General features: G+C 59.6%; 23 protein-coding genes. 13 read left to right on the top strand and 10 right to left on the bottom strand.

From position 1 onward, the window contains the following. The first annotated feature begins 36 nt into the window (after window positions 1-36). The 5 genes from AC1DH9_RS00855 (at window position 37) to rarD (ending at window position 5,939) form a co-directional block, all read left to right on the top strand. Window positions 37-777 carry a ComF family protein gene (locus tag AC1DH9_RS00855; RefSeq protein ID WP_427545615.1) on the top strand — a complete coding sequence of 247 codons (741 nt, stop codon included), beginning with the start codon at window positions 37-39 and terminating at the stop codon, window positions 775-777. 60 nt (window positions 778-837) lie between these two features. After that, window positions 838-1,602, top strand: a complete 765-nt coding sequence (locus AC1DH9_RS00850; protein ID WP_427545613.1) for a TOBE domain-containing protein — start codon at window positions 838-840, stop codon at window positions 1,600-1,602. A gap of 240 nt (window positions 1,603-1,842) precedes the next feature. Further along, window positions 1,843-3,744, top strand: coding sequence for a PhoX family protein (locus AC1DH9_RS00845; RefSeq protein ID WP_427545611.1), 1,902 nt, complete (start codon window positions 1,843-1,845; stop codon window positions 3,742-3,744). Window positions 3,745-3,931: 187 nt separating this feature from the next. After that, complete coding sequence (locus AC1DH9_RS00840) at window positions 3,932-4,906, top strand: serine/threonine protein kinase (RefSeq protein ID WP_427532489.1); 975 nt, start codon at window positions 3,932-3,934, stop codon at window positions 4,904-4,906. A 145-nt stretch (window positions 4,907-5,051) separates the two neighbouring features. Beyond that, on the top strand, window positions 5,052-5,939 hold the full coding sequence (rarD, locus tag AC1DH9_RS00835; RefSeq protein ID WP_477807659.1) for an EamA family transporter RarD: 888 nt from the start codon (window positions 5,052-5,054) through the stop codon (window positions 5,937-5,939). A gap of 224 nt (window positions 5,940-6,163) precedes the next feature. Here rarD and AC1DH9_RS00830 read toward each other — a convergent pair whose 3' ends face one another. After that, window positions 6,164-6,682, bottom strand: a complete 519-nt coding sequence (locus tag AC1DH9_RS00830) for a glycine cleavage system transcriptional repressor (protein ID WP_427545607.1) — start codon at window positions 6,680-6,682, stop codon at window positions 6,164-6,166. A gap of 474 nt (window positions 6,683-7,156) precedes the next feature. Here AC1DH9_RS00830 and AC1DH9_RS00825 point away from each other — a divergent pair, with 474 nt between their 5' ends. Next, complete coding sequence (locus AC1DH9_RS00825; RefSeq protein WP_477807658.1) at window positions 7,157-9,334, top strand: malate synthase G; 2,178 nt, start codon at window positions 7,157-7,159, stop codon at window positions 9,332-9,334. 64 nt (window positions 9,335-9,398) lie between these two features. Here AC1DH9_RS00825 and AC1DH9_RS00820 read toward each other — a convergent pair whose 3' ends face one another. Further along, window positions 9,399-9,845 (bottom strand): response regulator, encoded by a 447-nt coding sequence (locus AC1DH9_RS00820; RefSeq protein WP_427545864.1) that lies wholly within the window; start codon window positions 9,843-9,845, stop codon window positions 9,399-9,401. A 252-nt stretch (window positions 9,846-10,097) separates the two neighbouring features. On the opposite strand from AC1DH9_RS00820, the gene AC1DH9_RS00815 reads away from it, so the two are divergent. From AC1DH9_RS00815 to AC1DH9_RS00805, 3 genes are all read left to right on the top strand, one after another. Beyond that, window positions 10,098-12,038 (top strand): putative nucleotidyltransferase substrate binding domain-containing protein, encoded by a 1,941-nt coding sequence (locus AC1DH9_RS00815; RefSeq protein WP_427545866.1) that lies wholly within the window; start codon window positions 10,098-10,100, stop codon window positions 12,036-12,038. Next, the gene (locus AC1DH9_RS00810; RefSeq protein WP_427545868.1) at window positions 12,035-12,742 is read left to right on the top strand and encodes a 3'-5' exonuclease; all 708 of its coding nucleotides are present in this window, start codon (window positions 12,035-12,037) and stop codon (window positions 12,740-12,742) included. The genes AC1DH9_RS00815 and AC1DH9_RS00810 overlap by 4 nt, the downstream gene beginning before the upstream one ends. A gap of 187 nt (window positions 12,743-12,929) precedes the next feature. Continuing rightward, on the top strand, window positions 12,930-13,559 hold the full coding sequence (locus AC1DH9_RS00805) for a glutathione S-transferase (RefSeq protein ID WP_054594356.1): 630 nt from the start codon (window positions 12,930-12,932) through the stop codon (window positions 13,557-13,559). A 128-nt stretch (window positions 13,560-13,687) separates the two neighbouring features. Here AC1DH9_RS00805 and creD read toward each other — a convergent pair whose 3' ends face one another. The 4 genes from creD to rloA2 all read right to left on the bottom strand — a co-directional run bounded on the left by creD (window position 13,688) and on the right by rloA2 (window position 17,832). Then, window positions 13,688-15,049, bottom strand: coding sequence for a cell envelope integrity protein CreD (creD, locus tag AC1DH9_RS00800; RefSeq protein WP_427545870.1), 1,362 nt, complete (start codon window positions 15,047-15,049; stop codon window positions 13,688-13,690). Between the two features lie 118 nt (window positions 15,050-15,167). Next, window positions 15,168-16,589: a two-component system sensor histidine kinase CreC gene (gene creC, locus AC1DH9_RS00795; protein ID WP_477807657.1), complete on the bottom strand. Its 1,422-nt coding sequence runs from the start codon at window positions 16,587-16,589 to the stop codon at window positions 15,168-15,170. After that, window positions 16,589-17,269, bottom strand: a complete 681-nt coding sequence (creB, locus tag AC1DH9_RS00790) for a two-component system response regulator CreB (RefSeq protein ID WP_427545874.1) — start codon at window positions 17,267-17,269, stop codon at window positions 16,589-16,591. Before creB ends, creC begins: the two co-directional genes overlap by 1 nt. A gap of 59 nt (window positions 17,270-17,328) precedes the next feature. Continuing rightward, on the bottom strand, window positions 17,329-17,832 hold the full coding sequence (rloA2, locus tag AC1DH9_RS00785; RefSeq protein ID WP_427532504.1) for a retropepsin-like aspartic peptidase RloA2: 504 nt from the start codon (window positions 17,830-17,832) through the stop codon (window positions 17,329-17,331). 315 nt (window positions 17,833-18,147) lie between these two features. On the opposite strand from rloA2, the gene AC1DH9_RS00780 reads away from it, so the two are divergent. Next, the gene (locus tag AC1DH9_RS00780; protein ID WP_427545876.1) at window positions 18,148-19,077 is read left to right on the top strand and encodes an acyltransferase; all 930 of its coding nucleotides are present in this window, start codon (window positions 18,148-18,150) and stop codon (window positions 19,075-19,077) included. Here the strand turns inward: AC1DH9_RS00780 and AC1DH9_RS00775 are convergent. Both AC1DH9_RS00775 and AC1DH9_RS00770 read right to left on the bottom strand, forming a co-directional pair. Next, window positions 19,036-19,599: a DUF2780 domain-containing protein gene (locus tag AC1DH9_RS00775; protein ID WP_427545878.1), complete on the bottom strand. Its 564-nt coding sequence runs from the start codon at window positions 19,597-19,599 to the stop codon at window positions 19,036-19,038. The genes AC1DH9_RS00780 and AC1DH9_RS00775 overlap by 42 nt on opposite strands. Window positions 19,600-19,810: 211 nt before the next feature. Further along, window positions 19,811-20,374, bottom strand: a complete 564-nt coding sequence (locus AC1DH9_RS00770; protein ID WP_427545880.1) for a DUF2780 domain-containing protein — start codon at window positions 20,372-20,374, stop codon at window positions 19,811-19,813. Window positions 20,375-20,598: 224 nt separating this feature from the next. On the opposite strand from AC1DH9_RS00770, the gene AC1DH9_RS00765 reads away from it, so the two are divergent. From AC1DH9_RS00765 to AC1DH9_RS00755, 3 genes are read left to right on the top strand one after another with little or no spacing between them, the layout of a single operon-like run. Beyond that, window positions 20,599-21,192 (top strand): fasciclin domain-containing protein, encoded by a 594-nt coding sequence (locus tag AC1DH9_RS00765; RefSeq protein ID WP_427545882.1) that lies wholly within the window; start codon window positions 20,599-20,601, stop codon window positions 21,190-21,192. Between the two features lie 53 nt (window positions 21,193-21,245). Then, window positions 21,246-21,878 carry a sigma-70 family RNA polymerase sigma factor gene (locus AC1DH9_RS00760; RefSeq protein WP_427545884.1) on the top strand — a complete coding sequence of 211 codons (633 nt, stop codon included), beginning with the start codon at window positions 21,246-21,248 and terminating at the stop codon, window positions 21,876-21,878. Next, window positions 21,875-22,549 (top strand): anti-sigma factor, encoded by a 675-nt coding sequence (locus AC1DH9_RS00755; RefSeq protein WP_477807656.1) that lies wholly within the window; start codon window positions 21,875-21,877, stop codon window positions 22,547-22,549. Before AC1DH9_RS00760 ends, AC1DH9_RS00755 begins: the two co-directional genes overlap by 4 nt. A 191-nt stretch (window positions 22,550-22,740) precedes the next feature. Here AC1DH9_RS00755 and fdhA read toward each other — a convergent pair whose 3' ends face one another. Together fdhA and AC1DH9_RS00745 are read right to left on the bottom strand one after the other, a co-directional pair. Then, window positions 22,741-23,940 carry a formaldehyde dehydrogenase, glutathione-independent gene (gene fdhA / locus AC1DH9_RS00750; RefSeq protein ID WP_019580688.1) on the bottom strand — a complete coding sequence of 400 codons (1,200 nt, stop codon included), beginning with the start codon at window positions 23,938-23,940 and terminating at the stop codon, window positions 22,741-22,743. Window positions 23,941-24,149: 209 nt separating this feature from the next. Further along, a partial coding sequence (locus AC1DH9_RS00745; RefSeq protein WP_477807655.1) for a formyltransferase family protein occupies window positions 24,150-24,377 on the bottom strand: 228 nt, incomplete at its 5' end.

Here is a 24,377-nt window from a genome sequence, read left to right as displayed (position 1 = left end):
CGCGACACGGATGTTCGGCATATTTAAGGAAGAGCTATGCGCTGTCAACCACGATACGTAGGACCGGTCTACATCTGGTTAAACAATAAACAACTTTGTTTGCTTTGTTCAGAGCCGGCCGATGGCACCACACCCATCTGCACGCCCTGCGAAACCGAGCTGCCCTGGCTCGGCGACCATTGCCAGGTCTGCGCCCTGCCTTTGCCCGTGGCCGGCCTCACGTGCGGCCAGTGTTTGAAGGAGCCACCGGCCTTCGAGCAGGTGATCGCGCCCTGGACCTATAGCTTCCCGCTCGACAGTTTGATCACCCGCTTCAAGCATGGGGCAAAGTGGCCATATGGCCGCTTACTTGCAGAACTTCTTGCTCAATCGCTGCAACACCACTTCGATGAAGGCCTTGAACGACCTGACGCTTTAGTGCCGGTGCCCTTGGCCCGCAAACGGCTGCGCGAGCGAGGTTACAACCAGGCCGCGATGCTCGCCCACTGGCTCAGCGACAGCCTGCAGATCAGTTGCGATGAGAACCTGCTATTACGTACCCAGGACACCACCGCGCAACAGGATCTGGACGCCAAGGCGCGCAAACAGAACTTGCTCAGGGCGTTCGCGCTGACACCGAACGCGCAGATCAAGGGCCGCCACCTGGCGTTGGTCGACGACGTGCTGACCACCGGCGCCACCGCGCAAAGCCTGGCACGCTTGTTGATCGGGGCTGGTGCAGCGCGGGTCGACGTTTATTGCCTGGCGCGCACGCCAAAACCCGGGGAGCTGACTTGACTCTCACGCGCCAAGCCGCCAACGTCCAAATCCATCACTACCCGCTCGCAGCCCCTTGCCATGTCCTTGCCTACTTTGTTGTCCCAACACATCGTCCGTCGTCCGCAGCGCATCGCCTTGCTGCAACACATCGCCGAACAAGGCTCGATCACCCGCGCCGCAAAAAGCGCCGGGCTGAGCTACAAAGCCGCGTGGGATGCGATCGATGAGTTGAACAATCTGGCGCAGAAACCGCTGGTGGAACGCAGCGTCGGCGGCAAGGGCGGTGGTGGCGCAAAACTGTCCAGTGAAGGTGAACGGGTGCTGCGACTTTATCAGCGCCTGCAAGCCTTGCAGGCACAGGTGCTGGAAGCTGCCGAAGACGCCAGTGACCTCGACTTGCTCGGACGCCTGATGCTCAGGACCAGCGCGCGCAATCAGCTGCATGGCACCGTCGCGGCCATCGACACTCACGGCCATAACGATCTGATCAGCCTGGAACTGGCTGAGGGACTGATCATTCAGGCGCAAATAACCCACGACAGCACCCTGCGCCTGGAACTGGAAACGGGCACTGAGGTGGTGGCGCTGATCAAGGCCGGCTGGCTCGATTTGCTCGGCACAGGACAACTTGCAACACCTGGACACAATTGTCTGAAGGGCACTGTCGAGGAGATTCTCGACGCCGAAGATGGCCCCAGTGAAGTCCGAATCGCCCTGCCCAATGGCCAGACGCTATGCGCGCTGGCCGAGCCTCAGCACCTGAAAACCCTGGATTTGAGCGCCAAAAAAACCGTCCAGGTACAGTTCTCGCCCTCCAATGTTTTGCTCGGCACACCGCTCTAGCCCAAGCCTGGCGCGCTTTCTGTAACAGCTGCCGAAAGCTGCGTTCGGCTGCGAAGCAGTCACAATCCTCTCGACTCAAATAAAGACTCAAAATCGCGGTGTCAGGTTTTTGCGGCGGCGTCGCCACCGAACGCAGCCTTCGGCAGCTGCTACAGGTCTATGCTCACCCCGATCAAAACTGCAACATTTGTGTCATAGACGCTCCTTAAGGTGGCTGCAAAAACCAGCAGGGAGCCTGATGTGAGCCTATTAGAAGAAAACCAAGCCACCGACCTCGAAAAAATCGTCGGCCTCAGTCGTCGTGGTTTTATCAGCGCCGGCGCCCTTTGCGGTGCGGCGATGTTCCTCGGTGGCAACCTGCTGAGCCGTAGCGCACTGGCCACCAGTGTCAGCGCAGCTTCGAGCAAATTGCTGGGCTTCGACAGCATTGCCGCCGCCACCAGCGACACCATCACCCTGCCGCCGGGTTACAAGTCCTCGGTGCTGATCAGTTGGGGCCAGCCGCTGCACAAGGACGGTCCGGCCTTTGACCCGAGTGGTAATGGCAGCGCCCAGGCCCAGGAAGTCCAGTTCGGTGACAACAACGATGGCATGAGCCTGTTCGCCTTCCCCGGCGACGACAATCGCGCGCTGATGGCGATCAACAACGAATACACCAACTATCGCTACCTCTACGCCCATGGCGGCATGCCGCAGTCGGCCGAAGAAGTGCGCAAAGCGCTGGCCTGCGAAGGTGTGTCGGTGATCGAAGTGCAGCGCAAGAATGGCCAATGGCAATTCGTTCAGGGCTCGCGCTACAACCGCCGAATCCACGGCAATGCACCGCTGCAGTTGAGCGGCCCGGCCGCTGGCCATGAGCTGATGAAAACCGCCGCTGACAAGACCGGCAAAAAAGTGTTCGGGACTTTTCAGAACTGCGCCAATGGCAAGACGCCTTGGGGTACTTATCTGACCTGTGAAGAGAACTTCACCGACTGCTTTGGCAGCAGCAATCCCGAGCACAAATTCGACGCCGCACAAAAGCGCTATGGCGCATCGGTCGCCAGCAAAGAGATCAACTGGCATCAACACGACCCGCGTTTTGACCTGGCAAAAAACCCCAATGAACTCAACCGTCACGGCTGGGTAGTGGAAATCGACCCGTTCGACCCGCAATCGACCCCGATCAAGCGCACCGCCCTTGGCCGTTTCAAACACGAAAACGCGGCCCTGGCCGAGACCCACGACGGTCGTGCGGTGGTGTACATGGGCGACGATGAGCGCGGCGAGTTCATCTACAAATTCGTCAGCCGCGACAAAATCAATCACGCAACTCCCAAAGCCAACCATGACCTGCTGGACCACGGCACGTTGTACGTCGCTCGTTTCGATGCCGGCGACAGCAACCCCGACCATCCAAAAGGCCAGGGCCAGTGGATCGAGCTGACTCACGGCAAGAACGGCATCGACGCTGGCAGCGGTTTTGCCGATCAGGCCGAGGTGCTGATTCACGCGCGCCTGGCCGCCAGCGTCGTCGGCGCTACGCGTATGGACCGCCCGGAGTGGATCGTGGTCAGCCCACAAGATGGCCAGGTCTATTGCACCCTGACCAACAACGCCAAGCGTGGCGAAGACGGGCAACCAGTGGGCGGACCCAACCCACGGGAGAAAAACGTCTACGGGCAAATCCTGCGCTGGCGCACCGATCGCGACGACCACGCATCGCTGACGTTCGACTGGGATCTGTTCGTGGTGGCGGGCAACCCGACCGTGCACGCCGGGACAGCGAAAGCCGGCTCGTCGAACATCACGCCACACAACATGTTCAACAGCCCGGATGGCTTGGGCTTCGACAAGGCCGGTCGGCTGTGGATTCTCAGCGACGGGGACTACAGCAACGCCGGCGACTTCGCGGGCATGGGCAATAATCAGATGCTCTGCGCTGACCCTGCGACCGGTGAAATCCGCCGCTTCATGGTCGGCCCGGTCGGTTGCGAAGTGACCGGCATCAGTTTTTCACCGGACCAGAAGACCTTGTTTGTCGGCATTCAGCATCCGGGGGAAAACGGCGGGTCGACCTTCCCCGAGCATTTGCCTAACGGCAAGCCGCGCTCCTCGGTGATGGCGATTACCCGGGAAGACGGCGGGATCGTCGGCGCCTGACCTGGCCCCCATCGCGAGCAGGCTCGCTCCCACATTGGATCTGTGAACACGTAACCCTGTGGGAGCGAGCCTGCTCGCGATGGCGTCAGTAAAATCAGCACTCATCTCAAGCCCAACCACTAAAGTCGCCTCGTCTGCGCTACCATGTTTGGCCGGACGCGGCAGCCTGCTGCGCGCAGGAGTCAGCATGTCTCACCCGTTTGAAACACTTACCCCCGATCTGGTGCTCGACGCCGTAGAAAGCATCGGCTTTCTCAGCGACGCCCGCGTCCTTGCGCTCAACAGTTATGAAAACCGTGTTTATCAGGTTGGCATCGAAGATGGCGAACCGCTGATTGCCAAGTTCTACCGTCCGCAACGCTGGACCAACGCCGCCATTCTCGAAGAGCACCGCTTCACCTTCGAACTCGCCGAGTGCGAGGTGCCTGTCGTTGCGCCGTTGATTCACAACGGTGAAAGCCTGCACGAACACGCCGGTTTCCGCTTCACCCTGTTCCCGCGCCGCGGCGGTCGCGCGCCAGAGCCAGGCAATCTTGATCAGCTCTACCGTTTGGGACAATTGCTTGGCCGCTTGCACGCAGTAGGCGCCACCCGCCCCTTCGAACACCGCGAAGTGCTGGGCGTCAAAAACTTCGGCCATGATTCGCTGACCACCTTGCTTGAAGGCAACTTCATACCGCGCAGTTTGCTGCCAGCCTACGAGTCAGTCGCCCGCGACCTGCTTAAGCGCGTGGAAGAAGTCTACAAAGACACGCCGCACCAGAACATTCGCATACACGGTGATTGCCACCCCGGCAACATGATGTGCCGTGACGAGATGTTCCACATCGTCGACCTCGACGACTGTCGCATGGGGCCGGCGGTGCAGGACCTGTGGATGATGCTCGCCGGTGATCGTCAGGAATGTCTCGGTCAGTTGTCGGAACTGATGGACGGCTACAGCGAGTTCCACGACTTCAACCCGCGTGAACTGGCGTTGATCGAACCTCTGCGTGCCTTGCGCCTGATGCACTACAGCGCGTGGCTGGCCCGGCGTTGGGATGACCCGGCGTTCCCCCATAGTTTTCCGTGGTTTGGCACCGAACGTTATTGGGGCGACCAGGTGCTGGCATTGCGCGAGCAACTGGCAGCGCTAAACGAAGAACCGTTGAAGCTCTTTTGATTCACCACTATCCCCTTGTGGGAGCGAGCCGGCTCGCTCCCACTGGATTTGGTGTTCACAAATGCCTTACCAATTCAGATACGACATCCGCTGACAAATCTCCTTACAATCCCCCCTTTGTTAGCTGCCTAAGCAAGGATTCTGCATGCAAGCCGCCAACCTGCGTCGCGGGTACATATTGGGCCTGAGTGCCTACATCATCTGGGGATTATTCCCGCTCTACTTCAAAGCCATCGCCGACGTACCTGCCGTAGAAATCATCATCCACCGGGTACTTTGGTCAGCGCTGTTCGGCGCCTTGCTGCTGATGGTCTGGAAGCATCCGGGCTGGTGGCGTGAACTGCGTGAGAACCCACGGCGGCTGGCAGTCCTTGCGCTGAGCGGCACATTGATTGCCGCCAACTGGCTGACCTACGTCTGGGCGGTGAATAACGGACGCATGCTTGAGGCCAGTCTCGGTTACTACATCAACCCGCTGGTGAACGTGCTGCTGGGAATGCTGATCCTTGGCGAACGCTTGAGACGTCTGCAATGGGTCGCCGTCGGGCTGGCCGCCGTTGGCGTCGCGCAGCAAGTCTGGCAACTCGGCAGCCTGCCGTGGGTGTCGCTGGTGTTGGCGCTGACCTTCGGCTTCTACGGATTGATCCGCAAACAGGCTCCGGTCAAAGCATTGCCCGGGCTGGTAGTGGAAACCTGGATGCTGGTACCGATTGCCCTTGCCTGGCTGCTCTTCAATCCAACCGCTACCAGCGCGCAAGCAGCGTTCTGGACTACGTCCGAAGCGTGGTGGCTGGTCGCTGCCGGCCCGGYAACGCTGGTGCCGCTGGTCTGTTTCAACGCTGCTGCTCGGCATCTGCCCTACACCACCCTCGGCTTCCTGCAATACCTGGCGCCAACGCTGGTGCTGCTGCAAGCCGTACTGCTGTTCGGCGAGCATCTGTCGTCCACCACGCTGGTGGCCTTCATGTTTATCTGGGCAGGTCTGGCGGTTTACAGCATCGACGCCTGGATGAGTTTGCGTCGTCGCCGCTGATCAAAAAACGCACAAAGCCTTGCAGGCCACGACCGACGTGGCCTGCAAGCATCCTTCCCAAGGTTATCCACAGCGTGATCCCCGCCGTTTGTGCACAAGCCCTTGAAACTGCTGGTTTTTTGAACAACTCCTGAAGAGCCTTGGCCGGCGTGGGCTGGCGTCGAGTCTCTACAGGTTATCCACAGGCAGGTGCACGCTTTACTTGGATAACCTTTCCTCCCGCTTTACGGCTCGCTACGCAGTACCAACTCCACCATCAAATCATCAGCCAAGGTCTCCAGCCGCGACTGCAGCACCTCGAGGGAAAGGGTCAGCGGTACCGCAAGAATCGCTTCGGCGTGGAACAGCGGCTCGCTGCTCATCGGCGCCGGGCGTACGTCGGTTACCAAGCGTTCAAGGTTGACCCCCTGCTCACTCAGCAAACGCGTGATGTCACGGACGATTCCTGGTCGGTCATTACCGACCAGCTCCATGGCAATCGGCTTCCAGGTGCAGGATTGTTCGATACCGCTTTCGGCGATCAACACCCGAATCCCTTGAGCGGACAACGCCTGAAGTGCATCGACCAGTTCGTCATAACCCTCGGCTGGCACGCCCACCCGAAGGATCCCGGCAAACTGCCCGGCCATCCGTGACATGCGGCTCTCTAGCCAGTTACCACCATGCTCGGCAATGCATTGGGCGATGCGCTCGACCTGGCCGGGCTTGTCCGGGGCGAATACGGTGAGTACGAGGTGGTCCATGGCGCAGCCCTCTTGTCATGACTTTTGTTATAGAAAGGCAAGTATAGGCAAGGGACCCAATTCAGCGCGGCAGCAAAAAAATCAAAGCCCCATAGCAGTGAATTCAATATTATGTGTACAAGTTTTTAGATTTATCTGGAACAATCCAATAGTTTTTTGAGAACATCCTGTCCCCCGGCGTGACCGGACAGCCTGGCCGGGTCGCTAAACGACGTAATTAGTCTAATTTTCACAACCGCAATTCATCATGTAGTATGCCGCAGCGCGCACTACATAACGTTGGATCGATGTCTGCCCAGGCGCCATCGCAACCCTCAAAGCCCCGTCAGCAAGACTTTACGCCGTTGATTGGAACCACCCAGCCGCCAGCAATGGCATGTACTGGTAGAGGGGTTTGTGGTTTAAATGGCCAGAGGCTTCATTGTCAAATTGAAGAGCTGAAAAGCGAAATAGCTGAGCAGAGTGAGGCAAGCAATGACTGAACACGTTCAAGTCGGTGGCCTGCAGGTCGCCAAAGTCCTGTTCGACTTCGTGAACAACGAAGCCATTCCCGGTTCCGGCCTCACCGCCGACAAGTTCTGGGCCGGTGCCGACAAGGTCATTCACGACCTGGCGCCGAAGAACAAAGCCCTACTCGCCAAACGCGACGACCTCCAGGCGAAAATCGATGCCTGGCACCAGTCCCGTGCTGGTCTTGCGCATGACGCTGTGGCCTACAAAGCCTTCTTGCAAGACATCGGTTATCTGCTGCCAGAAGCGGCCGATTTCCAGGCAACGACGCAAAACGTCGACGACGAAATCGCCTGTATGGCCGGCCCACAGCTGGTGGTTCCGGTCATGAACGCCCGCTTCGCCCTCAACGCTTCGAACGCCCGCTGGGGTTCGTTGTACGACGCGCTGTATGGCACTGATGCCATCAGCGAGGCCGACGGCGCGGAAAAAGGCAAAGGTTACAACAAGGTTCGCGGCGACAAGGTCATCGCCTTCGCCCGCGCCTTCCTCGACGAAGCCGCGCCCTTGGCTGCCGGCTCTCACGTTGATTCCACCGGCTACAAGATCGTTGACGGCAAACTGGTTGTCAGCCTCAAGGGTGGCAGCAACAGCGGCCTGCGCAACGACGCACAGCTGATCGGCTTCCACGGCGATGCGGCGGCGCCGACCGCGATCCTGCTGAAAAACAACGGCCTGCATTTCGAAATCCAGATCGACGCCAGCACACCGGTCGGCCAGACCGACGCCGCCGGCGTAAAAGACCTGCTGATGGAAGCCGCACTGACCACCATCATGGACTGCGAAGACTCCGTGGCCGCCGTCGATGCCGATGACAAAGTGGTGATCTACCGCAACTGGCTCGGCCTGATGAAAGGCGATCTGTCGGAAGAAGTCGCCAAGGGTGGCAAGACCTTCACCCGCACCATGAACGCCGACCGCACCTACACCGCCCCGGACGGTAGCGAACTGAGCCTGCACGGCCGCTCGCTGTTGTTCGTGCGCAATGTGGGCCACTTGATGACCATCGACGCGATCCTCGACAAGAATGGCAACGAAGTGCCGGAAGGTATCCTCGACGGCCTGGTCACCAACCTCGCAGCGCTGCACAGCCTTAACGGCAACACCACCCGCAAGAACAGCCGTACCGGTTCGGTCTACATCGTTAAACCGAAAATGCACGGTCCGGAAGAAGCGGCGTTCACCAACGAACTGTTCGGGCGCATCGAAGACGTGCTCGAGTTGCCGCGCAATACCCTCAAAGTCGGCATCATGGACGAAGAGCGGCGTACCACGGTCAACCTCAAGGCCTGTATCAAGGCTGCCAGCGAGCGCGTGGTCTTCATCAACACCGGCTTCCTCGACCGTACCGGTGATGAAATCCACACGTCCATGGAAGCCGGCGCGATGGTGCGCAAGGCTGACATGAAGGCTGAAAAGTGGATCAGCGCCTACGAAAACTGGAACGTCGACATCGGTTTGAGCACTGGCCTGCAAGGTCGCGCGCAAATCGGTAAAGGCATGTGGGCCATGCCCGACCTCATGGCCGCCATGCTCGAGCAGAAAATCGCTCACCCGCTGGCCGGCGCCAACACCGCCTGGGTGCCTTCGCCGACCGCCGCTGCGCTGCACGCGCTGCATTACCACAAGGTTGATGTGTTCGCCCGTCAGGCCGAACTGGCCAAGCGCGCTCGCGCATCGCTGGACGACATCCTGACCATCCCGCTGGCAAACAACCCCAACTGGACGGCGGAACAGATCCAGAATGAACTGGACAACAACGCCCAGGGCATCCTCGGTTATGTGGTGCGCTGGATCGACCAGGGCGTGGGCTGTTCGAAAGTACCGGACATCAACGACGTCGGCCTGATGGAAGACCGTGCAACGTTGCGCATCTCCAGCCAGCACATCGCCAACTGGCTGCGTCATGGCATCGTCAGCGAAGCCCAGGTGCTGGAAACCCTCAAGCGCATGGCCYCGGTGGTTGACCGCCAGAACGCCAACGACCCGCTGTACCGTCCGCTGGCACCGAACTTCGACAGCAACATCGCCTTCCAGGCGGCGGTCGAACTGGTGATCGAAGGCACCAAGCAGCCAAACGGCTACACCGAGCCGGTCCTGCACCGTCGCCGTCGCGAGTTCAAGGCTGCCAATGGCCTGTGAATAAGCGTTAGCGACATGAAAAAGCCCTGATCGAGAGATCAGGGCTTTTTTATTTGAAACAGACTCACACGTTCATCCCCAACTGATGCTTGACCAGCGCCAACAGCTCTTTGCTGTCGATGGGCTTGAGCAGAAAATCCACCACGCTCAAGTGCATGGCATCAATGACATCCCGGGCTTTGGCGTCACCGGAAACGATGATGATCGGCAACGCCGCCCGTTCCGACTCACGCACTTCACGGACCAGTTCCAGACCATCGATGTGACGCATTCGCAGATCAGTGATGAGCAACCCGATCGACTTGTTCGAGTCCAACAGTTTGAGTGCGCTTTCGCCACTGGCTGCCGTCATGCAGCGGATGCCATCAAGCGCAAGAATTTCCGAAAGCAGCTCACGTGTGTCCTTGTCGTCGTCGACGATCAGCACACGTTGTGCCGGCAAATCCGGTTCGTGCATGACTGCACTCAACGCTTCACGCTCGGCATCGCTCAAAATATCGTGGTCGGACATAAATCTCTCTACATATTCGGATTAATCCCCTAGCACCATGGTCGGACATCGCTAAGCAGAACTTAAATGTGCGCTTTGCCGAATAGTTTTCCAAGTAGGCTAACCAGCGGTTTTGCGCATTAATAGCGTAGGGTATTTCCGAAATTTCGCTTCCTGCACCGTTACCTAGACTTACGTCCAATGGGCACTCTTCGCACAGGGGCCGACCATAGCAGTGACTCCGACAACAACAAATCGAAAAAGACTGCGGTAATGGTTATGAGTAAAGCGGATGCCTTCACCCAGGCAGGGAAAACAGCGGTGCTGCAGAACATCCAGGGCACCTTGCAGTTCCTTCAGCGTTTCCCGCCGTTCAACCAGATGGAACACGCGCACCTGGCCTATCTGGTCGAACAATGCCAATTGCGCTTCTACGGTCCGGGCGAGAGCATCATCAAGCCTGCGGACGGACCGGTTGAGCATTTTTACATCGTCAAACAGGGCCGGGTGGTCGGCGAACGTCCGCACACGGCCAAGGGCGGCACCGAAACCACCTTTGAAATCACCACCGGTGAGTGTTTCCCCCTCGCCGCACTGCTGGGCGAGCGCGCAACCCGCACCGAGCACCTGGCCGCTGAAGACACCTTTTGCCTACAACTGAACAAGCAGGCCTTCATCAAGCTGTTCGCCCTTTCCAGCACGTTTCGCGACTTTGCCCTACGCGGCGTCAGCAGCCTGCTGGATCAGGTCAACCAGCAAGTCCAGCAAAAAGCCGTGGAAACCCTCGGCACCCAGTACTCGCTCAATACCCGCCTCGGCGAATTGGCCATGCGCCATCCCGTGACCTGTAGCCCTGCGACCCCGCTGCGTGAAGCCGTGACCCTGATGCACGAGCAACAGGTCGGCAGCATTGTGGTGGTCAATGAACAGAAAGCCCCGCTGGGGATTTTCACCCTGCGCGATTTGCGTCAGGTGGTCGCCGATGGCACCAGTGACTTCAATCAGCCCATCGACCGGCACATGATCCACGCGCCGTTCTTCCTGACGCCGGACCACAGCGCGTTCGATGCGGCCATTGCCATGACCGAACGGCACATCGCCCACGTCTGCCTGGTGAAAGACCAACGGTTGTGCGGCGTGGTCTCGGAACGCGACCTGTTTTCCCTGCAACGCGTCGATCTGGTGCATTTGGCACGCACCATTCGCAGTGCGCCCCGGGTGGAAAACCTGGTGGCGCTGCGCGGTGAAATCGGCCAACTGGTCGAACGCATGCTCGCCCATGGCGCATCCTCGACCCAAATCACCCACATCATCACCTTGCTCAACGATCACACCGTGTGCCGGGTCATCGAGCTGACGCTGGCCGATAAAGGCGACCCCGGCATACCGTTCAGTTGGCTGTGCTTCGGCAGCGAAGGCCGCCGCGAGCAGACGCTGTACACCGATCAGGACAACGGCATTCTCTTCGAGGCGCGCGATGCGGTGCAGGCGGCCGAGATTCGCAGCAAGCTGTTGCCGATCGCCCAGCAGATCAATCAGAGCCTGGCGCTCTGCGGCTTTACCCTGTGCAAGGGCAATATCATGGCTGGCAACCCGCAGCTGTGTTTGTCCCGTGCAGAATGGGCGCGGCGATTCGCGGCGTTTATCCGCGARGCAACGCCGGAGAATTTGCTCGGGTCGAGTATCTAYTTCGACCTGCGGGTGGTCTGGGGCGATGAGCAAGGCTGCGAACAATTGCGCCGCGCGATTCTCGATCAGGTGGCAGACAATCGGCTGTTCCAGCGCATGCTGGCCATGAACGCCCTGCGCCAACGCCCGCCGGTTGGGCGCTTCCGCGAGTTCGTGCTGGAGAAAAAGAACGGTGAAAAAGCCACCCTCGACCTGAAAGTCCAAGGGCTGACCCCGTTTGTCGACGGTGCCCGGCTATTGGCGCTGGCCCATGGTATCGGGGTCAACAATACCCTGGAGCGCTTTCGTCAACTGGTGGCCAAAGAAGTCATCGACCCGCTGGACGGTGCGGCCTATGAAGAGGCCTATCACTTCATCCAGCAAACCCGCATGCAGCAGCATCAGCGACAGACCCGTGAGAACTTGCCCTATTCCAATCGGGTCGATCCGGACAGCCTGAATCATCTGGACCGGCGCATCCTGCGTGAGTCCCTGCGCCAGGCTCAACGCCTGCAAAGCAGCCTGACCCTGCGGTATCAGCTATGAAGCTGTTTTCATGGCTGCGCCCCGCCGGGCCGACATTGACCGCCGCGCAGCAACAGCGCCTGGACCAACTGCCAAGCGCTCCGACGCTGGGCGAATGCAGCCTGCGCGAGCAACGTTGGGTGGTCGTCGATCTGGAAACCACCGGGCTGAACCTGAACAAGGACGTGGTGCTGTCGATCGGAGCCGTGGTGATCGAAGACGGCGCGATCGATTTCAGTCAGCAGTTCGAGCGAACCTTGCAGCGCAACGACCATAAACTCGGGCCTAGCGTGTTGCTTCATGGTTTGGGGCCCAGCGCAATTGCCGCTGGCAGCGATCCGCGGGACGCCTTGCTGGATTTCATGGAGTTTGTCGGTGACAGTCCATTGCTGGCGTTTCATGCGCCGTTCGACCAGCACATGCTCGGTCGCGCCTTGAAGGACAGCCTGGGTTATCGCTTGCAGCATCCTTTCCTTGATGTAGCCGACATGGCGCCACTGCTGTGCCCACAGGCGAACATCCGCGAAGCCGGGCTGGACGACTGGATCAACTGGTTCAAGCTGCAAGTCTTCGAACGCCATAACGCCAGCGCCGACGCCATGGCCACCGCTGAGTTAGTGTTGATCCTGTTCAACCGCGCGCGAACGCAGCAGATTCACAGCCCGCTGAATCTGCAACAGCGCTTGAGCCAGTGGAAACGCCGGCAGCAAAGCCATTCCTTCTAGGTGTTCAGCGCCTGTTGCAACGCCATCGCGAGCAGGCTMGCTCCCACAAGAGCACCTATATACCTGTGGGAGCGAGCCTGCTCGCGATGGCGATCTTGTCAGCACCACTAAACCCTCGCCAGCCGCGCCGGAACTTACTAGGCTAGACCTCTGCCCCATGATCCCTGAATACAGCCGAGGAATGTCCATGTCCGCCCCCAGCATGACCTTGTTCCACAACCCTGCTTCGCCTTACGTGCGTAAAGTGATGGTGCTGCTGCATGAAACCGGTCAACTGGACCGCGTGGCGCTGCAACACAGCCAATTGACCCCGGTCAGCCCTGATGCCGCGTTGAACCAGGACAACCCGCTGGGCAAGATTCCGGCGCTGCGCCTGGACGACGGTAACGTGTTATACGACAGCCGGGTGATCCTCGAATACCTCGATCAGCAACATGTCGGTAATCCGCTGATCCCTCGTGAAGGCACGGCGCGCTGGCGGCGCCTGACCCTGGCCGCGCTGGCCGACGGGATCATGGACGCCGCGGTGCTGATCCGTTATGAACTCGCCCTGCGCGCCCCGGAGAAACACTGGGACCAATGGCTCGACGCCCAGCGCGACAAGATCCGCCGGGCCTTGGCGGTGCTGGAAGCCGACGCCATCGCCGAGCTGACCAGCCATTTCGACGTCGCGGCCATCAGCGTTGCCTGCGCCTTGGGTTATCTGGATTTGCGTCACCCGGACCTGGAATGGCGCAAGAGCAATCCGCAACTCAGCGCCTGGTATGCCGAAGTAAGCCAGCGGCCGTCGATGCTGGCGACCGTGCCGAAGGTTTAGCAGCACCGGCTGACCTGAGGGAGCGGGGCTTGCCGATGAGGGCRTCACCCTGCTCCGCCGTAAACAACCCGGCAATCTGCACCGCCAGCCATTCACCCTGCAACTRATCCTCGCGCAACCCCAGCGACCTACTCATACACCACCTCTGGCTTGGCAATCCTGCCCTGGCCAATCCCGTACCAGTCGAGTTTACGGGTCAGCACCATAAACACGCCCAGCAAGCCGAACAACAGCAGCGAGCCCATCAACAGCGCGTAATCCTCGGCACTCAACAAGCCGTAAAGCAAACCGTAGAGCGCCGCCAACCCCGCCGAAAAACTCAACCCGTGGCGTGCACTGCGCAGCACATGGCAAACATAGAAACCGATCAACAACACGCAGGCAGCGGCCGACAGCAGATACGCCAGGGCAAAGCCGATGTGCTCGGAGAGCGACAACAGCAGCAGATAGAAGAACGCCAGCGCCACACCCACCAAGGCGTATTGAACCGGGTGTACCGCGAGGCTTTTCAGCACTTCGAAAAGAAAGAACCCGGCAAAGGTCAGCACGATAAACAGCAGCGCGTATTTGATCGCCCGATCGCTTTTGAGGTACTGATCCACCGGGTCGATGAAGCTGACGCCGAAACTGCGGCTTTTGAACTCTTCACAGCTGGAATGGGACAAGCAGCTATTGAGTGCCTCTTCCAGATTGGTGGAAAAGAACGAGGTCTGCCAATTGGCGCTGAAACCTTCAGCACTTATCTCACGCTGGGCCGGCAGGTAGTTGCCGATAAAGCTCGGATGCGGCCAGTTGGCTTTCAAACTGACTTTGCTGGTTTTACCCACCGGGGTGATCTGCAACTGACCGGTGCCTTGCAGACGCAGGTCAAAACCGAAGGCCAGCTCTGTGGCTTTGTTCGCATCCAGCATCGGCAACCTGGCGTGCACGCCCTCGCCCAGCCAGTCCACTTGCGTACCTGGAACAAAGTCCAGGCTTTGGTCATCGAGCTCAAGCTTCAAGGCGTTTTCGATGCCACGAATATCGCTGATGCCCACGGTCAGGAACGGCTGGTCGAACTGGTAGTCGGAAAAGTCCTCCTTGATGCCCAAGTGCTCCGGGATAGAGAAGTGCCCGCTGATCCGGTTATCCGCGTGAAACAGCCGCGCCTCGTAAATGCCACGGGCGCGCAGTTCGGTTTGAACCTGGCCATCGAGTTCGAAACGTTCAGGAAGGAAATACAGTCGCCCCCGTTCCTGAGTCGTTTCCTGATAACGCTCACTGGTTTTTTCGTTGGTTTTCCAGGTCCGGACCACCTTGCGATACGGCACCACCATCAGCGGCCCGCTCAATTGCTGGCTGTAGCTGGAACTACGGGCGATGTCCTCAAGGACACCGTTGCGCAGTTGCTGACGGTCAAAAATCACCCCGCTGATCATCAGCAACGGGATCATCAACAGCACTATCAGAAGGGCAATTGCCCCAAGTTTTATGGCCAAGCTGCGGTTCATGGGTTCTCTCCCTGTTCGAATGAGGGAGAGTCTGGAAGATGGGTGTGAGGGTTTTATGGGGGGAATGTGGAGAGTGTGTGGAGAAGCTAATAATCGTTCCCGCTCCGCGTGGGAACGATTATCTGGGCAGACGCAACGTCACCTCGACGCCGCCCGGCACATTGCCGACATGCAATTCACCCCCATGCAACTTGACTACTTCTTCAACGAAGTTAAGCCCAAGGCCGGTACTTTTACGTCCACTGTCCGGGCGTGGCAGTGAATAGAAGCGTTCGCTCAAACGCCCCAGAGCGTAATCCGGAATCGGTTCGGCCTGATTGAACAGTTTGAATTCGACCTGCCCGGCATGCCGTTCGGCGGTGAAGCTCAAGACGCCGTGGGACGGGGAGAAATCCAGAGCGTTCTCCAGCAGATTGCCCAGCGCCTGACGCAGCAAGAACGGCTCGCCCAGCACATCCAGATCGGTTGAAATCTGTTTTTCGATCTTCAACTGCTTGCGCTCGATACGCGCATGCTGACCGCTGAGCAACTCATCGACCAATGCTGCCAACGTCACCGGTACACGCTCTTCCAGCCCTTGGCGCTGCTCGACCTGCGCCAGGTTCAGCAAGCGCTCGATCAACTGCTGCATCCGTGCACTTTCGCTGTCGATATTGCGGACAAAGCGCTGTTGTTGTGTTGCCGGCATCTCGCCTTGCAGCAACTCGGCGGCACCGCGAATCGCCGCCAACGGGCTCTTCAGTTCGTGGGTCAGGGTATGCACGTATCGCTCGACGTAAGCCTTGCCTTCCAGTTGCGTGCGCATGCGCTCCACCGCCGTGGCCAGTTGCTCCAGCTCTGCGCCGCGATAGTGCGGCAGCTCGGCCCGTCGACCTTCGCTGACCGCCTGGGCGTAAGCGGTCAACTGCCGTAATGCGACACTCAGCCACCAGGACAACGCCGCACCGAACAACAAGCCGAGGCCGATCAACCCGGCGCCGTACCAAAGCAATCGACGTTCGGTGCGGTCGACGTAAGGCTGCAATRAGCTGTTGGGCTTGGCCACGGTGACCACGCCGATGATCTGCCCGTTATCGCGGATCGGCGCGCCAACGTGCATCACCGAAGAAGTGGCATCGTCAGCGATACTGCGGGTCGAACGTGCGCCGTATTCGCCGCGCAAGGTCAGGTACACATCGTTCCAGCGCGAATAGTCCTGGCCCACTGCTACGCCGCTGGAGTCCAGCACCACGATGCCTTTGGCATCCGTGACGTAGATACGGTGGTTGACCGAATTTTTCGGYAACCCCCAGATTGTCGCCGCCGGCTGCCGCTCGCCGTAAGCCTTGAGCAACTCGGGCCAGCGATTCTGGTTGAGGGTGCCAGCCTTGAAGTCGTCACGCAGGATTTCGGCCATCAGATTGGCGGTGTCCACCAGGGTTTCTTCGGTGGACTGTCGAACGCCGGGGCGGATTTCTTCCATCACCGTGTTGAGCACGAAGTAACCGGTCAGGCCGATGAACAATACATAGACCAGGAAAATCCGGATTCCCAACGGCATCAGCTATTCCCCGGGCTATAGCTGTAACCGAGGCCACGGTGAGTCTGGATCGGCTCCGCACTGGCAGCCACCAGACGCAACTTGGCGCGCAGGCTTTTGATGTGGCTGTCGATGCTGCGCTCGTAACCCGCATCGGCGGCGACTCCCAGCGCATCGAGCAACTGCTCGCGGCTGAAGACTCGCTCGGGTTGCTCCAGTAAACACTGCAGCAGACGGAATTCGTGGCGGGTCAAGCCCAGGGGTTGACCGCGATAGCTGATCAGCACGCGGTCGGTGTCGATCTGGAACACGGCGCTGGACGACTCGTTCACCGCGCGCGGCGCCATGCGTTTGAGAATCGCCCGGACGCGCGCCGCGACTTCCCGAGGGCTGAATGGCTTGACTACATAATCGTCGGCGCCGATCTCCAGCCCCACGACCCGATCGATCTCGCCGTCGCGGGCACTGAGGAACATCACCGGCACTTCGCTGAAGCGCCGCAACTGTTTACAGGTCTCGAAGCCGCTGATATCCGGAAGCCCGATATCCAGAATGATCAAGTCTGCAGGTGTCATGCGCTGATGCTCGAGCGCCGCCGCGCCGAGGCTCAACCACGTGGTGGTGAAGCCTTCGCCCTGCAAGGCAAAAATCAGCGTATCGGCAATTGCCGCTTCGTCTTCGACAATCAGGATATGAGGCATGGCATCCAAGCCCGGCAATTAAGTGGGCGAACGGTGCCCCAAGGCTGATTCGGCGTCAATCAGCAGTCAGGCTTATCCGCGACAAAGCGTCTGGCCGGGTTCACCGCCGCACCAAACTCACGTAATGCCTTGGCACCGATCAGCAGCGGATAATTGAAACTGCTGCGGTCGGTCAGATTAACCTCGACCGTGCGCTTGATGCTGCCAAGGCACAGTTCCAGTTCGACGACCGGACGCTTGGCGACGTCCGCCGTGTCCTTGTCATCTTCCTCGTCAGCGCGGCTTTTGATTTTGCTGATGCGCAAGACTTTGTGTTCGAAGACCTTGTTGCTCGCATCCTTGGTGCCCAGACGGAAGCGCACCCAGTCTTCGCCATTGCGGGTGAAGGTTTCGATGTCCTTGGCCGACAGGGACGCCGTCAGCGCGCCGGTGTCCATCTTGGCCTTGAGGACCTGACCACCGATTTCCGGCAACTTGATGTATTCGTAACGACCATAAAGGGTCGGCTCAGCTGCCATGACCGGCAGGGCCACAAGGGCTAACAATGCGAGGATGGATTTCACGTAATGGTTTTCCTTCGAAAGAGGGACAGCGGGATTTTAGACCGTCAGTCTGGGATTCGTTCTCCAAATCGCATCGCGAGCAGGCTCGCTCCTACAAGTAATCTCATGTGTGTCGCAGATCTTATGCACACCGAAAACCCCCATGTGGGAGCGAGCCTGCTCGCGATGAGGCCGTTACCAACACCATGATTATCTGATCAGTTGAATTCTGATCGAGCTTATCGCTCGCGAAGTGAAACATTTGTCATCTGTCGGTTTGGCCTCCAGGCCGAAGCTGCTTATCATTGCGCGCCCAAACGCTTACAAGAGTTATTTATGCGCCGCCTGCTCACCGGCTGTTTCGTCACCTTGCTGCTGTTGCTCAACACCCTGGTCCTGTTCGGCCCGTTGATGCTGTTTGCCCTGCTGAAACTGCTCTTGCCGGGGCGCTTTCGTGATGATGCCAGCGCGGCGGTGATGTGGATCGCCGAGACCTGGGCCGAAATCGACAAACTGATTTTCGCCCTGTGCATCCCCACGCAATGGGACATTCGCGGCGGCGAAGGCCTGCGGGTCGACACCTCTTACCTGGTGATCAGCAATCACCGGTCCTGGGTCGACATCCCGGCGCTGATCCAGACCCTCAACCGGCGCACGCCGTTCTTCAAATTCTTCCTGAAGAAAGAGCTGATCTGGGTGCCGTTTCTGGGCCTGGCCTGGTGGGCGCTGGATTACCCGTTCATGAAGCGCTACAGCAAAGCTTTTCTCGCCCGGTATCCGGAACTGCACGGCAAGGACCTGGAGATCACCAAAGCCGCCTGCGAGTTGTTCAAGCGCCAGCCGGTAAGTGTGGTCAATTACCTGGAAGGCACTCGCTTCACACCAGCCAAACGCACCGAACAGCAATCGCCGTTCAAGCACTTGCTCAAGCCCAAGGCCGGCGGCGTGGCGTTTGTATTGGCGGCGCTGGGTGAACAGCTGGATGCGGTGCTCGATGTGACCGTGGTGTATCCACAGGCGAAGATTCCGGGTTTCTGGGATCTGATCAGCGGTGCAGTGCCAAGGGTGATCATCGACATCAAGACCCGCGAGCTGGATCCGACGTTGTGGCAGGGTGATTACGAAAACGATCCGGCGTTTCGCCAGAGCGTCCAGAACTGGGTCAACCAGCTCTGGACCGAGAAGGACTCACGCATCGACGCCTTGCGCGCCGAGCGGGCTGAATCAGCCGTCGGCGCCCCAGATCCCGCCAAGGCTATTGAGTAGCGAACCGCCCACCCCCTGCTGACCGAGGAATTGCAGCAGGATCGGGGTGAACTGGCCGATCATGCCGCCGTCCATGCCCAGCGCGCTGAAGGCGCTGTTCAGGTCATTGGTGTTCTTCACGCCGTCCAGGTTGCCCAAAACGCTGTCCAGGGGCGACGACTTGCCGGACGAGCCACCGAGCAGTCCGCCAAGCATGCCCAGGCCACCGCCAGCCGACAACATGCCCAGCCCCGGCGCGTCTTTGGTCAACTGCGAATAATCGGTCGAGCTCAACTGGTTCTTCGCCAGACCCAGCATGGCGCTCGTGCCTCCGATGGCCTGTTCCGGGGTCACGTTCAGCACACTCAGCGCGCTCAACAGGCCTGTTGCCTGCGTGGTCGGTGCAGCGGCAGCCGTCTCATCGCCGTCCTGCATGCCGGACACTACACCCGCCACATCGTTCAGGCTGAAGCCGGCAGCGAAGACCGGGCTGGTCGCCAGGGTCATGAGCGAAGCCAAAGCAAAACCGCGTGAAATCTTCATCGAAACCAACTCCTGAACCCTGAAAGCCACCCGAATGCGGGCGGAAAACTGCTGGTTTGACCGGAATGGGTCAGGCATTGTTCCGTGGTCACGCCACCCTTTTTAGCACTGCAACGATCAGGCGTTTCGCCAGAGCGTCCAGAACCGGGCCATCCAGTTCTGGACCGAGAAGGAGTCACGCATCGACGCCTTGCGCGCCGAGCGGGTTGAATCAGCCGCCGACGCCCCAGATCCCGCCGAGGCTGTTGAGTAGCGAACCGCCAACGCCCTGCTGACCGAGGTATTGCAGCAGGATCGGGGCAAACTGGCCGATCATGCCGCTGTCCATGCCCAGCGCGGTGAAGGCGTTGTTCAGGTCACTGGTGTTCTTGACGTTGTCCAAGGTGCTGTCCAGGCCTGTCGACTTACCCGGCGAACCACTGAGCAGACCGCTCAAGCCACCCAGGCTGCCCAATGCATTGCTGCCCGATAGCTGATCAAGACCCGGCACTTTATTGGTCAACTGGGAATAATCGGCCGCGCCCAACTGATTCTTCGCCAGCCCCAACATGGCTCCCGTACCACCAATCGCCTGCTCCGGTGTGACGTTCAGCGAACTCAGTGCACTCAACAAGCCTGCTGCCTGCGGGGTCGGTGCGGCGGCAGCCGTCTTGTCGCTGCCCTGCATACCGGACACGGCACCGGCCACATCGTTCAGGCTGAAGCCTGCAGCGAAGACCGGGCTGGTCGCCAGCGTCATGAGCGAAGCCAAAGCAAAACCGCGTGAAATCTTCATCGAAACCAACTCCTGAACCCTGAAAACCACCTGCAATCAGGTGGTGGAAACCAGCCGTTAAACTGGTCGCGACATTAATTGTTCCCGGCCATTGTGCGCCGCACCGGCTTGCGTGAAATCTAGCCGATAAATATTTTTCCTGCGCTGCATCCGATCTCTGACCCTCTGCGTATATCAAGCACGGACAGACATTCCTGGCCGATTCCCCTACTAGGACAATCACCATGAAGCGCACTACGATTAAAACCCCGTTGATCGCCAGCCTGCTGAGCCTGGTCGTGACCTGCGGTTTGCCCCTCAACAGCGTGCATGCGGCAGACATGAGCCACGACCCTGTGATGGTTGGCGGACAAGCCATGATGCCAAGCAAGGACATCATCGATAACGCCGTAAACTCGGCGGATCACACCACTCTGGTCGCCGCGGTAAAAGCCGCCGGTCTGGTCGATACCCTCAAGGGTAAAGGCCCGTTCACCGTGTTCGCACCGGTCAACGCGGCGTTCGCCGCCCTGCCCGCCGGCACCGTCGATACCCTGCTCAAACCTGCCAACAAAGCCACGCTGAGCCACATCCTTACCTACCACGTGGTCGCCGGCAAACTCGACATGGCGGCGCTGGCCCAGCAGATCAAGGCCGGCGGCGGTAAAGCCGAACTCACCACCGTCAGCGGCGGCAAGCTGTGGGTGACGATGAACGGCCCGCACAACATCACCCTCAAGGACGAAAAAGGCGCCACCGCCGACATCACGACCTATGACGTGTACCAATCCAACGGCGTGATTCAAGTCATCGACAAAGTGCTGATGCCGAAAAGCTAAGCGCTGACGCCGGCCCTGGGGATCAGGGCCGGCGTGCCTTGAGGGCTGTCGCCGTGAATGGAACAACAACGTGCCGTGAACTAACCTCAGCCTGCAACCGACAGCGCATACCAACCGGGATTACTTGGAGAACGGTCATTTCCACCGCCGACGCCGAACCGCTCAGACAGCTGCTCGCCCAATGTTCACTGGGTGACCGCCGTGCGTTCGAGACGCTCTACCGCAGCGTTGCACCGCGCCTGCATGGTGTGGCGCTGCACTTCATGGGGCGCAGCGACCTGGCCGAAGAAGTGCTGCAGGAAAGTTTCGTGCGCATCTGGAACAACGCCTCGCGCTACCAGGCGCATTTGTCGGCGCCGATGACCTGGATGATCAACATCACCCGCAACCAGGCCATCGACCAGTTACGCAAACACCGCGACCGCCGCCTCAGCGAACGGGAAGAACAGGCATTGGTCGACGAAGCGCCCTCGGCCCAGGAGCTACTCAGCAGCGACCGTGAAGCCCGCGCACTGAAGCGCTGCCTGGAGACCCTTGAAGGCATGCAGCGTCAATCGATCACCGTGGCCTACTTTCAGGGTTTGTCCTGCGCTGAACTGGCCGATCATCTGGCGGCACCATTGGGCTCGGTCAAGTCCTGGATTCGCCGTGGCATGGAGCGCCTGCGCAGGTGCCTTGAATCATGAACTATCAAACCCAGCGCTTGCGCCGCGCCCTCGCCGCCGACTACGCGATTGGCCTGATGCCCACCGCCGCGCGCCGTCGCTTCGAACAGCTGCTGCTCGACGACGCCGAGTTGCGCGTTGAACTGGCCAAGTGGCAAGAGAGCCTGACCAGCCTCAACRAACCCTTGGTGGAAGTGCCCGTGCCCGACCGGGTATGGACAGCCATCAATGCGCGGATCGAGCCGCAAGAACTGCACGTGCCGGCCAAGCGTCCGTTCTGGAACTGGTTGCGCATAACGGTGGCCGTCTGCTCGCTGCTGGTGGCCGTGACGCTGGGCATTCTCTACAACCGCGACAGCAGCCAGTACAGCGCCACCTTACTCAGCGCCAGCGCGCAGCCTGCCTTGCGAATCAAGGCTCACAACGACTATCTGCAAGTCGAACCGCTGGCCCTGGCCACCGTCGCCACCGGACACAGCCTCGAGTTGTGGGCGGTTCCAGCGGATGGCAAACCGATTTCCCTGGGCGTGATCCCGGCGGGCGGTAAAGGACGGGTCGCATTGAGCGAAAAACAGCATGCGCTGCTGGGTAAACCGATAGCGCTGGCAGTCAGCCTTGAACCTGAAGGCGGTTCGCCGACCGGACAACCGACGGGGCCGGTTTTGTATCAAGGGGCGTTGGCGGGACTCTGAATCAAGGCACAAAACCTGTGGGAGCGAGCCGGCTCCGGGCGGCGTTCCGACGATGGCGATAGCTCATTCCATATGAGCGTTGACTGACCCACTGCTATCGCGAGCGGGCTCGCTCCCACAGGGGATGCGCTGTCATGAATGCAAAAAAGGGCGACATCACTGTCGCCCTTTTTTCCGTCTTGCCCTAAGCCTTACGCCGCACTAAACAACTTGTGCGGATCGATCACAAACTTCTTCGGTACGCCAGCATCGAATTCGCCGTAACCACGTGGTGCGTCATCAAGGCTGATAACCTCGACACCCACGATGTCGGCAATCTTGATGCGGTCCCACATGATCGCCTGCATCAACTGGCGGTTGTACTTCATCACCGGGGTCTGGCCGGTGTGGAAGCTGTGGGATTTGGCCCAGCCCAGACCGAAGCGGATGCTCAGGCTGCCCATTTTCGCGGCGGCGTCGACGGCACCCGGATCTTCTGTCACGTACAGGCCAGGGATACCGATTTTGCCGGCAACCCGAACCACGCCCATCAGCGAGTTGAGTACGGTGGCCGGTGCTTCGTGTTTCACCCCGGCATGGCCGTGACCGCGAGCTTCGAAGCCTACGGCATCGACGGCGCAGTCCACCTCCGGTTCGCCCAACAGTGCAGCGATTTGTTCGTGCAGTGGGGTGTCTGTCGACAGGTCGGCGATTTCGAAACCCTGAGCCTTGGCATGGGCCAGGCGGATCGGGTTGACGTCACCGATGATCACCACCGCAGCACCCAGCAGGCGAGCGGAAGCGGCAGCTGCCAGGCCAACCGGGCCGGCGCCGGCGACGTACACGGTGCTGCCAGGGCCAACGCCGGCAGTCACTGCGCCGTGGTAACCGGTGGGCAGGATGTCGGAGAGGCAGGTCAGGTCACGGATTTTTTCCATGGCCCGGTCGCGATCCGGCAGTTTCAGCAGGTTGAAGTCGGCATACGGCACAAACGCGTATTCGGCTTGGCCACCGGTCCAGTCACCCATGTCGACATAACCATAGGCACCACCCGGACGCGCCGGGTTAACGCTCAGGCAGACGCCAGTATGTTGCTCTTTGCACGAACGGCAACGGCCACAGGCAACGTTGAAAGGTACCGACACCAAGTCGCCGATCTGCAGGTTCTCGACACCGCTGCCCTTCTCGATCACTTCACCCGTGATCTCGTGACCCAGTACCAGACCGGTTTGGGCCGTGGTGCGACCACGCACCATGTGCTGGTCGGAACCACAGATATTGGTGGATACCACGCGCAGGATGACGCCGTGCTCGATCTTCCTGCCGCGCGGGTCCTGCATTTTTGGATAGTCGATTTTCTGTACTTCGACCTTGCCAGCGCCGAGATACACCACACCACGATTACCAGACATGCTTTCACCTCGCTGTTGTTTTTATGTAGCGGTCGCGTCGCCAAAAACCGGCGGCGCGTTAATTGCTCGGGTTTATTGCCTGTGTGTTTCGTATTGCCTGTTATGACGCCATCGCGAGCAGGCTCGCTCCCACAGTGGATCTTTGGTGTGACTAAGATCCGAGTGTTGAAACAAACTCCTGTGGGAGCGAGCCTGCTCGCGATGACGATTTAAAGAACGACGGTGCGATTGGCGTTCAAAAACACCCGCCGTTCAATGTGATAACCCACCGCCCGGGCCAACGTCAGCCCTTCGATATCCCGACCCTTGGCAATCAGGTCTTCGGGGTAATGGCTGTGATCCACCGCTTCCACGCCTTGGGCAATGATCGGGCCTTCGTCGAGGTCGTTGTTGATGTAGTGCGCCGTGGCGCCCACCAGTTTCACACCCTTGTTGTA

Source organism: Pseudomonas sp. 05T35, assembly GCF_056396605.1.
Note: the sequence above shows the minus strand (reverse complement) of the source record. Positions and strands in the feature narration are given on the sequence as shown.